Origin of the sequence: Fodinibius sp. Rm-B-1B1-1 (genome assembly GCF_038594945.1) — a bacterium.
Classification (GTDB): Bacteria; Bacteroidota; Rhodothermia; order Balneolales; family Balneolaceae; genus Fodinibius; species Fodinibius alkaliphilus.
The window spans coordinates 230,351-247,464 of record NZ_JBCFYD010000002.1 but is presented as its reverse complement, the minus strand read 5'-3'; the positions used below and the strand labels follow the sequence as shown (position 1 = coordinate 247,464).

Annotated in this window: 6 protein-coding genes; 1 reads left to right on the top strand and 5 read right to left on the bottom strand. The window is 40.8% G+C overall.

Annotated features, from left to right (window positions below; genetic code table 11):
• Positions 1 to 45: 45 nt before the first annotated feature.
• From AAFH98_RS08385 to AAFH98_RS08365, 5 genes are all read right to left on the bottom strand, one after another.
• Positions 46 to 3,417 (bottom strand): SusC/RagA family TonB-linked outer membrane protein, encoded by a 3,372-nt coding sequence (locus AAFH98_RS08385; RefSeq protein ID WP_342522253.1) that lies wholly within the window; start codon positions 3,415 to 3,417, stop codon positions 46 to 48.
• A gap of 1,243 nt (positions 3,418 to 4,660) precedes the next feature.
• Complete coding sequence (locus AAFH98_RS08380) at positions 4,661 to 6,292, bottom strand: SusD/RagB family nutrient-binding outer membrane lipoprotein (RefSeq protein ID WP_342522252.1); 1,632 nt, start codon at positions 6,290 to 6,292, stop codon at positions 4,661 to 4,663.
• A gap of 19 nt (positions 6,293 to 6,311) precedes the next feature.
• Positions 6,312 to 9,695 (bottom strand): SusC/RagA family TonB-linked outer membrane protein, encoded by a 3,384-nt coding sequence (locus tag AAFH98_RS08375; RefSeq protein ID WP_342522251.1) that lies wholly within the window; start codon positions 9,693 to 9,695, stop codon positions 6,312 to 6,314.
• Between the two features lie 744 nt (positions 9,696 to 10,439).
• Positions 10,440 to 11,816: a RagB/SusD family nutrient uptake outer membrane protein gene (locus tag AAFH98_RS08370; RefSeq protein WP_342522250.1), complete on the bottom strand. Its 1,377-nt coding sequence runs from the start codon at positions 11,814 to 11,816 to the stop codon at positions 10,440 to 10,442.
• Between the two features lie 21 nt (positions 11,817 to 11,837).
• Positions 11,838 to 14,942 (bottom strand): SusC/RagA family TonB-linked outer membrane protein, encoded by a 3,105-nt coding sequence (locus tag AAFH98_RS08365; protein WP_342522249.1) that lies wholly within the window; start codon positions 14,940 to 14,942, stop codon positions 11,838 to 11,840.
• Between the two features lie 500 nt (positions 14,943 to 15,442).
• On the opposite strand from AAFH98_RS08365, the gene AAFH98_RS08360 reads away from it, so the two are divergent.
• Complete coding sequence (locus AAFH98_RS08360; protein ID WP_342522248.1) at positions 15,443 to 16,789, top strand: GWxTD domain-containing protein; 1,347 nt, start codon at positions 15,443 to 15,445, stop codon at positions 16,787 to 16,789.
• Positions 16,790 to 17,114 lie beyond the last annotated feature (325 nt).

Here is a 17,114-nt window from a genome sequence, read left to right as displayed (position 1 = left end):
ATTTAAACTTTTTTGTAAAAAATTCATAAGCGTTACCTCTTAATTTTAAAATCGAAGATTCACGCTTGCACCAACGGAACGTGTTCCAGGTACGGAACCACCTTCCCACCAGCCAAAGCTATTTTCGCCAACACCTTGAATTACTGATGGATCAAGATCATCAACGCTTGAATAAAGCAGTAGTGGGTTCGAAGCATGTACCGAAACAGTTGCACCTGCAAGAGGAACACGATCCATTACACTATTTGGCAAGGTATAACTCAACTTCACATTACGAAGCTTGATATAACTTGCATCATAGATGTACGCTTCCTGATTCAAGAATTCCTGGTAGAAGTGGGTAGATGGAGCACTCAGGTATTTTACTGGGTTACCATCTTCATCAACACCTTCAACGAGAATACCACCAGATTCCGAACCTGCATCTTCTAACGGCATGGCAACATATGAAACTTCTTCGCCATCGTCGTTGACGTAAGTTGTATTTCCATTGTTATCTGTGATAGGATCTCGCATGGGGTTCCCGAGCGTGTTCGCTCCTGTTGTTGCAGCACCTATACCCGAGTAGTTGTTAAACATTTTAGATATAGAATAGAACTGTCCGCCTTTCTGATAATCTACATAGGCAGAAAGAGAGACGCTTTTGTATTTCAGGTTCGCTCGAACACCGCCATTCCAGTCAGGAATAATACTACCGTGCTTCATCAAACCACCGTCGGCGTAACTACCGGTCGCAGGATTAATAATGGGTTCTCCATTATCAGCACGAGCATATCCATAACTGCGGATCTGTCCCCACTCTTCACCTTCTTCTGCAAGAAGTTGAGCATAAAAGCTGGAGTTTTCTAATACACGTGTCTCCAACTGAGGAGCAAGTTCATTAACTTGATTAGATAGTACCGTTGACCAGTTCACGTTCAAGTCCAAAGACCAGTTTTCGGTTTGCAACGGTGTACCACCAAGAGCAAACTCCAGTCCGGTTGTTTCAAATTCTCCGGCATTAATCAATGATTGATCGTAACCGCTGGTTGGTGATACATCAAGATCAAGGATTTCATCTTCAGATATTGAACGATAGTAAGTACCGTCTAAACGAAGACGTCCGTCCAAAAATCGAAGATCTAATCCAAACTCAGTATCCGTTGTAATAGCAGCTTCAAGGTCAGGATTATTTAATAAATCCGGTACCGTCATAGCTGAATTACTACCTCGTGGGTTTCTCAGGAAGTACCGGTTATAAATCTGATAGGGATCTAAATCGTCACCAACCTGTGCATATGAAGCACGAAGCTTACCATATGTCAAGAAATCCAGGTTGTTAAAGAAATCTAACTCCGTAAAGACCATACTACCAGAAAATCCATAGTAAAGATATGAGTTATTAGCCTCAGGCAATGAAGATGACCTGTCGTTACGCAGGGTCATATCTATATAAACTAAGTCATTCCAACCAATATTAGCTGTACCATAGACACTGCGTACCTCTTTTTCCTCAGAGTAGTTTGATACATCAGGTCGGTCACTGGAAGCTTCCAGGTTATATAGATTTGGTACGGCTAATCCACCAACGGTTTCACCAGTTACAAAGTTATAGTTCTCTTGACGAAGGTTAGCACCTAAGAAACCGTCAAAAGACCAATCACCAAAGGTATTTTGATATTGCAGTGAACCTTCATAGTTCATTTCTCTTCTACTACGCTGGGTTTCCGTATACCAGTCAGTTTCTAATCCACCACTTGCAATACGGTCTTCAGTATTAAAGTCAAAAAAGTCAGCATGAATTTTACCAGAAACTTGCAAGTTATTGGTAATTTCATATGTCAATGAATAATTCCCATACACACGGTTTCGATCACTATAAGGCACATTTTCCATTACACTAAAGTAAGGACTATCCCAATATAATGGGCTGCCGTTCGTTGTTGAACGTCTATTCCATGTGGCAATAGTACCATCTTCCAGCCGATAGTTTTGAAGCTTATCCATATCAAGCTGACGCTGGAACCACTGGTTAAACATTTGTGTAGGGTTACCCTGTGTGGGAGAATAACTTTGTGATGGTTGCCCTTTCGTCTGCGTATTGATATAGTTAAAGCTTACCTTAGAAGTAAACCTATCATTATGATTAAGGGCACCATTAAAGTTCAAGTACGTCTTATCCAGTGAAGAGTTTGGCATAACGCCAGAGCTGTTAATATCCTCAATAGATACACGATAAGAAGAACTTTTAGATCCTCCACTTATGGCAAGACTATTGGATACTTCTACACCGGTGTCATAGAAATTACGCACATTGTCCGGTCGTGGATTCAATTGAGCAGTTTCACCATAGTCGTCCTGACCATCACCGTCAAAATCACCGTGATACCATGACCACCATGGGCGATACTCTTGTCCTTCCATTTTAGGCCCCCAACTTTCGTCGGCAGCATAATTTAAACGCTGTTGTACCTCACCTTGATAAGGATCAGAGTACGTATCAGATCCCTCATCATATTCCAAATATGGATCACCATTATCATCAAAATAAAGTGATTCACCATTTTCTCCGACAGGAATCATCGACTGACTATAACCGCCGGCATATGTATTTTGATAATCAGGTAACTTATAAACTTCACTGGCTGTTGTAGAGTGACTAAATTCTACTTGAAAAGGACGTTCTCCAACTTCTCCACCTTTAGTAGTAATTACAACAACACCGTCAGAAGCTCTGTTACCATACAAAGCAGCCGCTGCAGCCCCTTTAAGAACAGAAACTGATTCCACGTCATCCAAGTTTAAGTCCTGGGCCAAATTACCCAAGTCACGGTTGTTCGACGTAAAGTTTTGGTTACTTATGGGTGTACCATCTACTACAAATAATGGGTCACTGGTAGAAAGTCCCGATTCACCCCGGATACGGATCTTGGAACTACCTCCTATAGCAGCACCCGGATTCCCAATTACTTGAACACCGGAAACCTGTCCGCCAAGGGAACTGACTAAATCTTCATTTCCTGCTGACGGTAAGTTATCTCCGGAAACTTCTTGTACAGAATAACTTACAGACCGTTCATCACGGCTAAGTCCAAATGCAGTCACGACCACATCATCAAGCTCTTGAGTTTGTGATCTAAGACCAATATCAAGAGTCATATTTTCTTGGTCAACTGTAACCTCTTGTTCAAAAGTGTCGTACCCAACGAAGCTGGCTCGTACGGTATACGTTCCGTATTCGACCCCTTCTATCGTAAACTCTCCCTGGGCGTTAGTAGCGGCTCCCCGCTGCAACTCCACAATAAAGACGTTTACGCTGGGTAGCGTTTCACCCGAACTTTGATCGGTCACTGTTCCTGTAATCGTACCCGTCTGCGCAAAAGCAGTACCGGCCGACACAAGACATGCCATTACTATTAAAAGTAACTTTCTTAACATAGACTACCTCGTTTACTTATTATTTTAATTAAACGAACCTATGTTTGATACATAGGTCGTATTACCTGCCTGAATTATTCAAACAAGCAATATGAGTAGCCCTGGTTTTATGGATGTAATTGCCCCCAACCATTCAGGTGGGAATTTATATGTTTAGGAGCCCTGGCTTGTAGTAGTCGGAAATATCTTACATCCCTGTCCTTCCGATTCAGCCGTAAATGTTATTAAAAGATTATGTAATGTCAATTATTATGTAAACCCTTGTTAAATCATTAATATCTATACTATATAAGGGATTGTAATACTACTGTATGGGACTCTAACATCTAATTACAAATAAACTCGTGGCTTAAGGAGAGGCTCATTGATCCAAAATTTGATCTTTGAGTTCGTGGGCAAGGTAGTACTACTACTTATTGAAGTATAAAAGCAGTGTTACTGCAAGGGAGTGCTCCATTTTTGGATGACCGCCACAATCTCCCAATAGCAGCTGAAGTGTACCCTTTTAGGCATCAGAAAATTATTTCCAAGAAATTGCCTGCTAATACTGGCGAATATGCTTTTAGGTTCACAATACATTATGAGGCTATGTATTGCTAAAACCCTCCTAAGGCTTTAACAAACCACAATCGTTTTAAGAGAGTCGTATTCTCCATAAACTGATCCACCAATAGTTCCGAAAAAGATGATACACAATCCTTGCTTATTCTTCGAGAGTGAGTACAACTCCCTGATATCTAAAGGCTTCTTACCAACGGCATTATAATGATACAGATACTACCCTTATAAGGGCAGTGTCTATCTCCTTACTATCTTAGAGACACTCTCATTATAATGCCGATGTCACTGCCCTTAGTATGATAATGTTCCTGTCCTTATAATGCCGGTGTCTCTTCCCTTACTATGTCAGACAGTCTAAGCTTATAAGCACAGTAGCAGAAAGTACAAATCGTATTTTTCTTATAGAAGCCCACCATAAACAGCAGTGAATAGCTAAGAAATGTTATAGTCTAAAAGCCAGTAAATAATAGACAAAACCATGAAGGATGACTATGAGGAGTGCGGCGTAATGACAGTGCTTTTATAATGAGTAGAAGAAACAAGAGAGGACAAACTACCGAACTACTACCCTTCTCTTAAACAGCAAAACCTGTCCAGACTTCTCTGCAGGTTTATACTCCCATAAATAAAAAAAGCCGCCCCGAAAAAGGGGCGGCTTTAAATTTATACAAGAAGGTTTAACCTATTCTTGATCCAAGACCTTCTGATACGCCTTTTTAATTTTTTCGTATTCAGAAGTACCTTTTAACTTCTCTCGAAGTTGAGAAATATGTTTTGCTCTTATTTCCTGAAGCTCTTCTTTTGTCCATTCAGGATAATTAAACTGGCTAACCAGAGCTTTGGCTTGTGATTGACTATTTACCGGCGTTGGATCAAATAATCCACCTCGGTCAGAAGGCACATTGTCATTTGCATTCACCTCTGTTTGAGGAATCAAGAAACGTTGTGGAATTTCATTCCCTGTATTCGCAGGAATACCCAGAACATTTCCAGTTCTTCTAATATCATTAAAAGTTGCATATGTACCTTGCAACGTGAAGAAACGTTCCTCAATAATTTCGTGAAAGAGGTTCGCCTGAACATCGCCAGAACCAGTAACATCAGCCATGCCTCCAGCCTCAAAATCTAATCGGTTATAATCGTCATACTGACGTGGAGCTCCAAGTACAGATTCCCAAGAACCCATATAATAACCGTTTCGCAGATATTCGCGGACGTTATTCAGTACAGAAATACCTTCATCGAGATCTTGCTGTGGACCGTCCATTGTAAGGGCTTCTGCCCGAATAAGCTCATTTTCAGCATAAGTTACCAGTGGAAAGTCTCTATCCGATGCATACTTTCCCTCGTAAGGAGCTAAACCAAAAATTGGACCATCTACAAAATTGATCTCTGTCCCTGTGTTATAAATATCTCCCAGAACGTCTGGATATACATAAGAGTAATATGCCCTTGCGATCTCATCTGTTTTCCCATCCATTCTCGTAAAAAACATATCAGGACCAACAGCTTCATTAGCAGACATATATGCAGGTCGATCATATACTGAGAAGGAGAAATATGCATTCATATTCCCTCCATAAACAGAATTGTGTTCGGCATACATATCATTATCCGGAGTGCTAATGCCGTTTTGTGCAGCCGTATTAGCAGCTTCATAATCGCCTACATGTAGATAATAACGAGCTTTCAAGGTATATGCGGCTTCAATCCATTTATTCAAATCGCCACTATAAAGTACGTCATCATCTCCAGGATTAATCCCTTGTCCAGACTGTAAATCAGCAATTGACTCATCAAGCAGAGTTTGTACGGATTCATAAACCTGAGCTTGAGAATCATATTCAGGATTGGGGTATTCTTCTACATTCCCATACTGAGAATACGGAATATCCCCCCAAAGGGCCGCTGCCATACCGGCTGTTTGTGCCTGTACAACACCTGCAATCCCTTTAATAATACGATTATTCAGTTCATCCGCTTTACTGCGAATTACTTTTGTTTGTCCCAAGGTATTAGCATACGCCTGAGCCCAAGGACCATCAAATTCAGTAGCTGATACATTATAATTATTTAAAGCAACATACTGTCGATCAGAACCTGTAAAGTGTCCGTCCCACATCCCTGAAATACGAGCACCTTCAGCTTCCATAAATAACATCATACCCACTTGGGCACCACTGAGCATAAGCTCGGGAGGTGCATCAGAGGGACTATTCGGATCTTTATCATATCCGTCAGTTAAATCATTGCAGCTTACAAACGTAAGTGCTGCAACTAATAACAGACTTGTAAGTTTATTAATAGTATTCATAGTTAAACTCCTCATATTCTTAATAATTCACTCTTAAGGTGAAAATTAATGACCGTGTATTCGGATTATTGAAATAGTCCAATCCACGACCATTAGATGGTCCAGTTAAGTTTGTCGCCGGATCAATTCCGTCATAATCGGTAAATAATAGCAGGTTATTACCTTGAGCCGATAAATTAACTGAACTTAATCCAGTTTTAGACGACAACCACTCGTTAGAGAGCGTGTAACCCAGCTTTACCTGTTTCAAACGAACATATCCGCCGTCCTGAATAAATTCTTCAGCTACGGGACCAAAGCCACCACCTAAATCGGTGTACCAGCTTTCATCAAGGGCTACTTCTCCGCCACCAAAATCGTGTACTCGGCCACGGAACGTATACGAACCATCATCATTTTGTACGGCATATCCATTATAACTGCCATTATCATAAGAATTCGCCAAATCAGCGATTGTCGAACCACCGTAGGTTACAAGATTCTGGGCTTCATTGGCACTCACTGTTGTCATTGTACCAACATCTTCGTGCGTACCGAAGGTATAGAGGGCCCCTTTTGTTCCATTCCAGATATCTCCACCATGCTTAATATCGATCATGAAACTCAGTTCAACCCCTTTATAGTTAAAGGTATTTGTTACACCTCCAATCCAATCAGGATTAGGATCACCTAATACACCTTCTGTAGCATTAACGGTTGGGAAACCAGCATTACTTAACTCAAGGTTTCCACTCTCATCACGAGCATAGGGAACACCCCAAAGTACACCTAAGGCTTCTCCTTCAACAGCTCTTGACGATGTACCGGCAAATCCAGCCAAGAAAATTGACTCAGTACCCTGTAGATCAGTTACTTCATTTTCATTAGTGCTCCAATGGAGATTTGTAGTCCAATTGAAATCATTTGAAGCAATCCAATCTACACCGAGTTCTACTTCAACACCTTTGTTTTCCAGTGTTGCAGCATTTGCTGTCTGTCCTGCAAAACCTGTAGAAGCAGCAACGTCTACACTAAAAATAGCATCCGTCGTTTCATTTTGATAAAACGTTACACTTGGCCGTACACGATCATCAAAGAATCGCAAATCCAGACCAGCTTCCATTTCAGTTTTGGTTTCAGGCTTAAGATTTGCATTACCTTGGTTAGTAGATCTTACGTAACCACCACCATAATTTGAGGCGCTCAATGCTGGCCCCCATCCTGTACCAAACGAAGCAGGTACATAATCGGTAATTGTTAAATATGGACCTGGTTGTCGACCTACTTGTCCCCAAGAAGCTCTCAACTTACCAAAGCTTAAAATACTGTTATCACTCAATGCATCGAGATCAGTAAATTGCCATGCTGCACTAACTGATGGATAAAAGAATGTACTGCTTGCTTCTTCTCCAAAAGTAGAAGCCGTCTCCCCACGTCCTGTTACGGTAAGGAAGAGTTGATCATAAGCATTTAACTTGAGTTCAGAATATACGGCTGCAGTACGAACGGTACTTTCTCCATTAAATGGATACCGTTGATCAGGTGCAGTGTTCTCTAAGTCTCTAAAATCACCCGGAAGGGTAAAGTTCTCGGCCGTTGCACCTACATTATCAAATTCTCGGTGGTTGAAATTAAAACCAACCAATGCAGAACCTGAAAAATCCTCATTTAACTGATGCGTGGCACGAGCGATAATATCAGTATTAATCTGATACTCCGATATCGTCTCCTCTGTCATTTGTCCCGGATCATACGTAGCATTATATACAGGGAAAAATGAGTATCGTCGATCTTGGTAACGATCTAATCCAACTCGACCTGTAAGGTTAAACCAACTTGTTGGATCGTAGGAAGCCTCCACTTTACCAATCAAACGATTAACAACAGAAGAGTTTTCATTATTTTCAATCGTCCAAAACGGATTGTCATATCCGGGATTATCAGCAGAAGCTATAGGATTACGATAGGCGCGATGCTTGTCAGGAAAAAGGTTTCCAGCAGTATCGTAATAATCTAACTCGTACACACTGTTATTGAAATCTGGCGATGTACGAAGCCCTCCCAAGAAAATACCACTTAGGTTAGAACCCTGCTGGATTCGGTCAGACGTATTTTTATTATAGGCTGCCGAACCACTGAGGTTTAAATCACCAAATTGCTGATCTGCAGTAAACCGAACATTCGTTCTGTTATAATTACTGTTATTACGGATAATTCCCTCTTGGGATACATTACCTATGCTCAGATAATAGGTTCCATCTTGATCTCCGCCACTTAGTGACAATGAATTTTCTATGGTCAATCCATTTTGGAAAACTTCATCCCCATGGTCATACGTTTGTGTAGAACGTTTGCCACCATGTGGCCCAAGCACCTCTCCAGTGTTAGAATTCGTAGCACCAGCGCTGGGGATTACATAATACTCGTTATCATTGTTATCAACACCATAACCATTATATAGATTACCAAAAGGTCCAGTAGGTGAAGTAACTTGTAAATCTTCACCACCTTCTCGGTCAGGAATATAATCTCCCCAACTATCTGATGAACCATACGAATATGCACCACCTGACCCTTGACCAAACTGGGTTTGTAATGGCACAGTTTTATTCAGTTCAGAAGTTTTAACGGAAGATTTAAAAGATACATTAACAGGTTTATCACCTGATGTTTGCCCTGCTTTAGTCTTTACAACTACAACACCATTAATAGCACGACTACCCCAAAGAGCAGCAGCCGAAGCACCTTTCAGTACTTCAATCGATTCTATATCATCAGGGTTTAGGTCATTAATACGAGACTGTTGAGCAACCCCGTCAATTCCCTGACCTAAAGTAGAATTTTCTACGGGTACACCATCAATAACAAAAAGTGGTTGTGTATCCCCAGTAATTGTACTTTGCCCTCGGATAAGGATATACGATCCAGCTCCGGGATCACCGCCAGAACTTGTTACTCGCATACCCGAGGCCAATCCTGATAGGCTATTAAGCAAGTTCTCCTCACCTGTTTCACCAACTGTTTCTCCACCAATGTTTGATGTTGAAACACCTGATTCATCTCGGTCGCTCTCAAAACCAAGGGCACTTACAACAACCTCATCGAGCCCTAAGACATCAGAACGCATCTGAATATTATGAGTAGTTTCACCTGCTCCAACTTCAATTTCTTGCGTATATGTTCTATACCCAATAAATGAAGCTTGAATGGTGTATGTGCCACTTGGTACCCCGCTAATAGTATAAACACCTTCAGCGTCTGTAGAAGCACCTGTTTGCAATTCATTGATCACAACATTTACGCCTGGTAAGGTTTCACCAGTTTCTGCATCCGTAACAGTACCCGTCACGGTGCCATCTTGAGCCAACGTAGTAGCTGCAAGAAATAACGTAAATATTGCTGTAGAAAGTAACTTTCTAAGCATAATTATAGACAGTTTTGGATTAGATGATTAGCCTCTTAATGCCACATGGACTCTCTTACTGTTTGATTTAAAAAAGAGAGACCGTGAAAGAGCAACATCAAAAGGAGTTATTTGTTATTTAAGATGTGCTATTGTTGCATAACAACATCTTAATTTCTTGGAAAAATAAAAGTAAAACCAACTGTACAAGCCCTAATTATTTTATCTTAAAAGTAATCCCTTCTTATTCCGTCCCTAAATCTCAGCCTTACCTTAATAATTTGATAGTGATTAATCAACCATTAATTATCTTGTGCAAAAAACAGCTATTTGTATTCATTTTTAACTAACCTACAAATACCAACCTGCTTGATATCAATACCTTTTTAAGAGCCCCATAAAGGTGGGGAACAAAAACAAATTTTGGAGCCCTGGTTTTAAAAGTCGATAGATATGTTTCCCCTTTCTAACTTTCACTAATCTTATGAAAAGAAAAGCTAATGTCAATTCTTGTTAAAGTCCCGCACTTTTGCAATAAGCTAAAAGGTTTCCTCTCCTTAGATAAAGTTCATAATTAAACAGTTCCATATTCGACCATTTTAATACAAATCAGCTCTCTCCTATCAGCTTTGCAAAACATTTTCTCTAAGTAGTCAAAACATGAAACTCCTGTCGCTATTTGATGAATTAAGGATTTTTCGTAGCAATAAAAAAAGCCGCCCCGAAAACGAGGCGGCTTTTGAAGCACTAACAGCACATTGCCAATTAGTAACCAGGATTTTGTTCTAAATTTGGATTGGAATCCATTTCTCGTTGAGGTATTGGCCACAAGGTCATTGCTTGATCAATTCCAAACTGACTGGTAGCCATACCCAAACGCTTATAATCAAACCAGCGATGACCTTCTTGTGCTAACTCTAAACCACGTTGATACATAACAGCATCAATTACCTCTTGATCGGAAGTAAAATCAGCTGCAGCATAATCTGTGGAGTATGGGCCTCCCGAAGGCTCTTGATTTTCATATGCTCGTCGCTGGACCATATTTAGATCTGAAGCAACACCGCCATAATCAGGGGTATCTTTTAAACCACGCGCTTCTGCACGAATAAGATACATTTCTGCAAGTCGTACGATGATAACATCGTCATTACCTTCAAGCTCGAAATATTTAGCTAACTCTGAACCGTTACCTTCACTGGGATCAAAATCAGTTAAATTAACTAATTCGCGCATATCTTCATTTGCAAAAGCGGAAGTGTAATCACTCGTAGGAGCATACTCTCTACGTCCACCATAACCATTCGGGCGCGCAAAAAATGAAAGAGAATTATCATCCTCTGAGGTAAATTCCAACCTGAAAATTGGTTCAGCAGTAGAAGGAGTATTACCAAATAAGCCCTCATAAGTACCAAGAGCGAATGTACCACTATCAATCACTTCAGTAGCATAGTCTTCTGCTGCCCCATGATTACCTTGATATAAGTGTACGCGAGCTAATAGAGCTTTAGCAGTATATCCAGTAGCAGTACGAGAATTGGCTGAACCATCAGCCCCCAATGTACTTTCGGCCTGTTCCAAATCAGTTACGATCTGGTCATACACAGCCGAAACCGAACTTCGCTCTACAAAACTTTCCTCACCCAACGAAGTGGTTGGGGTAGTAATCAGTGGTACACCACCGAAATAACGTACTAGAGAATGATAAGCTAATGCTCGCAGAATTTTAGCTTCCGCAACGATCTGATTCTTTTCAGCATCAGAAAATCCATCCTCTTCAATATCAGGAACATTCCCGATAAGGTTATTTGTGATATTAATCAATTCATAGTACTCAATCCACATGTCACGGCCTTCAGCATTCGTTGGCAGTAAATTATGCTGGTTAACAGATGCCCAAGAAGGATAAGAACCTGAATGCCCGGCATAATCGGCGGCTAATTCAGCAAATACATAATCATCCTCAATTACTTCCTGATATGCGGAATACGCACCAGCCAAAGTGGAATTAGCTCCATCTTCGGTGGTTAACACCGTCTCCGATGGTAAACTTTGCTGGGGGGTTTGATTGGTCACATCACATGACGAAACCACAAACACAACCAACAATGCAGTTGTTATGTTTTTAAATATGTTCTTCATAATAATTCGTGTTTATAAATTTTAAAGTCCAATATTAATTCCTACCTGAACAGTACGAGCATGTGGGTAACTAAAGAAATCAGTACCCAACGCAGTGTTACTGCCATCGAAAGTATTAATTTCTGGATCTAAGCCCGGATAATCTGTCCATGTTATGAGATTTTGACCTGTTGCATAAATACGCAAGCTGCGGAGACCAAATTGTTCTAATTGGTCAGCCGTAAAATTATAGGCCAAAGTTGCAGACTTAATACGCATATAAGAACCATCATACATCATGAAATCAGACTCCCGCGTATTTTGGTTATCATCAAACCATGAAGCACGAGGTACATTGGTATCCGTATTCTCCGGTGTCCATCGATCACGAGCCCGATCCCAAGAGTTATAGGCATAACCGTAGTGGCCATAAAATCCTTGGGCGTTGTTAAAGATTTCATTTCCATAGCTAAACTGCAGAAATGCACTTAGCTCAAAACCTTTGTAGCTCAACTTATTTGTAATGCCTCCAGTAAAGTCGGGCTGTGCCGAACCAACCACCTTTTGGTCTTCTGAGTTGATAACGCCATCATCATTGATGTCAACAAATTTGACATCTCCAGGTTGAGCAGGTCCTGCATCATAATCAGCATTATCTAACTCTTCCTGGGTGTTCCATATTCCATCAGAAACATAACCGTAAAAAGCACCTAACGGTTCACCTACTTGAACACGGTTAGCAAAACCAGAAGCAAACGGCTGGTCTTGATATAGCGCTGTAACTTCATTGCTATTATGCGAGATGTTGAAATCAGTAGTCCAAGAGAAATCTTGGGTCTGTACATTGATTGAGTTAATTGCTAACTCCACCCCTTTGTTCTCAATAGAACCAATATTACTGTCAAATCCAGTAAAACCTGTAGTGGCAGGCACAGGACGATTCAAAAGCAAATCATCCGTTTGCTTGATATAACCATCGAGAGTTACGATAAGACGTTCCTCAAGGACAGCAAGGTCAATACCTGCGTTATATTGAGTTGTTTCTTCCCATCGAAGATCCGGATTAGCCAACTGGGTAGGAGCAAGTGCAGGAGTACCTGAATAACTTTCCACATCATAAAGGGCTTGATATGAAAAGTTACCAATGCTTTGATTACCTGTGATACCAGCACTTAGTCGTACTTTCAAATTGTTAATGGCATCTACATCTTCCATGAAACCTTCATTCGTAACTCTCCAAGCCAGAGATGCGGAAGGAAAAACCCCATAGGCATTGTCTTCACTAAATCGTGAAGAACCATCCACACGCCCAGTTAAAGTTACTAAATAACGATCATCGTAATCATAATTAACTCGGGCAGTGTATGATTCCAACCCATTTGTAGTTAATGAAGAACCACCTGTTGTAGTTGCTGCATTATTGATAGTAGTCAAATCATCACTTGGATAAAATTGACCATCAGAAAATGTTCGTTCAAACTGCGTTTCCTGATAACTAACCACTCCAAGTGCATTCAAACTGTGAGCACCGAAATCATTAGTATAGGCAAGTCGGAGCTCCGTCAACCATGTCTGCTCCAAACCAATACTATAAAAACCACTCCCCAAGGGTGATCCCTGATTCGTAAAGCTTGGTGAATAGGTTTCTTCATCCAGATCATAACGATCAACACCAGCTGTACCTGTCACTGTAAGATTATTTGTCAAATCATAGCTGGCTTCTACATTACCAATAAAGCGCGTACGAACGGCATCATTAGTAACTTGAGCAGCTGACACAGGATTTGAAAATGCCCCAACACTTGGATTGTAATCACCATCATCTGTACGAACAGGTGCTGTCGGGTAGGACAATATAGCGTTTGTTAATACACCGTAAATGTTGTTGTCATTTTCCAAACGCTCCGTAGTAGAACGACTGTAAGAAACACGAGAGCTAATATCCGCCCGCTCGCTAATTTGATGCTCCAGATTCATACGGCCACTAAGGCGCTCGAAACCAGCATTTTCCATGATACCTTCTTCGTTAAAGTAATTACCAGAGAGAAAATACTGCGTAGTTTCATCTCCACCTTGGGCAGAAATATTAAACTCATCAGTAATTCCCGTATTAAAGACCTTGTCCTGCCAGTCAGTAGTCGTGGCTTCTGATGGGTTAGCACCGTATTCGTCAATTGCTCCGATACCTGCATAACTTCCAAATGTCAACCCATTGGAAGCAAGAAAGGAATCCATAGCATTATAACGATCTTCATAGGATCCCCAATTGGAGTAACCAAAGAAGTCGCCATATAAACCGTCAACATACATTTTGATAAATTCTGGACCACTCAGCATATCAATCTCATTATTGAATTCTTTTACGCCGTGGCTGTACCCAAAATCAATCTGAGTATCACCGGCAGAACCGTCTTTAGTGGTAATAAGTACGACCCCATTAGCGCCACGAGCACCGTAAATAGCGGTAGCCGAAGCATCTTTAAGCACCTCAATAGATTCAATATCCTGTGGATTCACGGTAGAAAGGCCATTTAGTCCCTGATTACCAACCCCGACAGCAGAATTACTTTCATTAGAAACGGGAACACCGTCAATAACATAAAGCGGCTCGTTTGATGCGTTAATAGAAGTAGCACCACGAACACGAACTTTAATACCGCCGCCCGGAGTACCCGAGTTTTGCACAATATTCACACCTGCAGCACGTCCCTGTAAGAGTGAATTAGCGTTTGAAGAAGAAACATCGTCAAAATCTTCTGAACTAACAGAAGTAATGGAGCTTGTCAAGTTTCCTCGTTCTACCTGTTCACCATAACCTGTTACTACAACGTCACCTAATTGGGCAACATCGGATTCTAGCTCAACATCAATAGTCGTCCGACCATCGATATCTATTTCTTGGGTAACAAAACCAACGTAAGAGAACGTTAATGTACCGTCAGATGGAGCATCAACTTCATAGGTTCCGTCTGATCCGGTAGCGGTTCCTCGGTTTGTGCCTTGTAACATAACTGTAACTCCCGGTAGTGGTTCACCACCCTCAGCATCCACAACCGTACCCGAAACGGTAACGTCTTGTGCAAATGCCGAAGTAGCAAACAGCAAACCGAAAGTACATACTAATAGAGATAGTACCTTCAACTTCATAATTAGAGATAATTTTAGATTAGATGATTAGCCTTTTAATACCGCGGTAACCCAAGCCAACTAATATAAATAAATTAGAGAGGCCAACATTATATACGCACTATTAAAAGGAGTTGTTTGTGATTAAGATGTGGATTGCAGAACGCAAAAACACCTTAAATTCTTGTACCTAATTTTTTTCAAGAGCAATATTCTTAATATTAATAGCCTTAATAAGATTGGATGAGTCAAAGTGCAAACATCCTGTATATCCTAATTGATTCCATAACACCATTGAATGATGGTGCCAACATTAACAAATCAGTGTTACCTTGTCAACTTAAAGTTTTGTGTATTTCCATCCCCTTCTTAATTTGAATTGACAACATTAAGAGGGCCACTTAATTTCCTTAAGTAAATAACTCTGCCATTGTACCATTATGACTAAATCAATGCGAACTTTTTTACTTTTATTTACAAGTTTAATTATCGCCTTCCTTTTTAGCTGCAGCAGTAGCAAAATGGATAATATACAACGCGGCATCGATTATAATTACAAATCGGGGTATCCGGAATTCCGATCCAGCGCCTTTGGCTTTGTAGATGAAAAGGAAGGTCCTGTTATTGATATCAATACGGACATTGTTAAAGGGAGTTTAGTGTATAGCCGAAAGGGGGATTCTCTTTCTGGCGAAGTAGCATTAGATATCCAGATTACAGATCTTAGCGGTGAGCAAAACATTGGCTCGAAACGTATCACGCGCCAGATAGTAACAGCCGATAAATCTATTACGAATAGCCGGGAAATCGAACATATTTCTTACCAGCTACAGGTAGCTCCAGGTGAATATGAAATATTGGTAACCGTTCAAGATCTCAACTCTGATCAAAAGCTTACCCAAACCAGTAACGTCTATATTCCCGGTACTACAGAGAGCGACTATACCCTCAGCGAGATACAGCTATTTGGCAAAGAAAAAGGAGAGAAACAGTGGACACAATTATCCGGCTACCATGTCTCCAATGCCATGGATTCACTTCGTTTTGTATTCCAAGTTATCAGTCCCCAGTCGGACGTGCCCCTGACACTTGATGCTCGTCTAATTTCTTTTGCTTCTGATACCGGTCTGCCCCGAGCCATTACCCGTAACAATTATAGCTCTTCAAGCATCGAGTACAAGGGAATTGATTTTGATCAGGAAACGGAACTACAAAGCAACCGGCGTATTCTCACGGATTACAGCAGCGTGTTTGTAGAGTATAAATTTGCTAATCAAAATCGAGGAAATTACCGATTCGAAGTTACGGCATTAAAAGAAGGTGACGACGGAGAAGAAATTTTTAAAGGACGCTCTTATGGCATCAAAAGCGAGAATTTTCCGGCGGTAAAAAGTGTGCAGGAATTAGCACGTCCACTTTACTATTTAATGGGTCGCGGCGACCATGAAGAACTGATGGCCATTTCTGATACGGATTCTCTTAAACAAGCTATCGACCGATTTTGGCTAAAAAATGTGGGAAACAAACAGGAGGCACAGCAAGTTATTCAACAATATTATACGCGTGTTGAGGAAGCCAACAAACGGTTCTCTAATTTTAAGGAGGGCTGGAAAACGGATCGAGGCATGATCTATATCCTTTTTGGGGAACCGTTTCATACTCGTGATCGCCTAAAGCAGTTAATTTGGTACTATTCCTATAATACAGAGGACCCGCGCTACCGATTTTTCTTTGAGCAGCCAAAGCTCAACAACCAGTTTTTCCCCTTCGACCATTATATATTAAACCGTAATAACAATTATCATAATATCGTATATACCCAACGTGGTTTATGGTTAAGTGGTCGTATTCTTGAGCGTCAGATTTAGTTTGGAAAGTTATTAGGTGATTCAGTTACTAAGTGACTAAGTTGCAAAGGGACAGAGTTTTAGAACAAAAAAGGTTTCAACTAACCAAAGTTAACTTAGCCCCGTTCTATATTTAGTACCCATTAGAAAGCTGGTTTTACTGTTCGATGGGTGGGAACATCTGCTCATGTATAAGCACCGCGACCCTTGTGGCTGGAGATCCCTCCACGTTGGCCAGGATGACATCAATTTTTATTTTTTAGAAACCTTTATCCTGCCAAAACTTATAAACCTGCGCCATTTCAACTGTCATGCTATCCCCATCGAAATTAACAAAAAAGCCGCT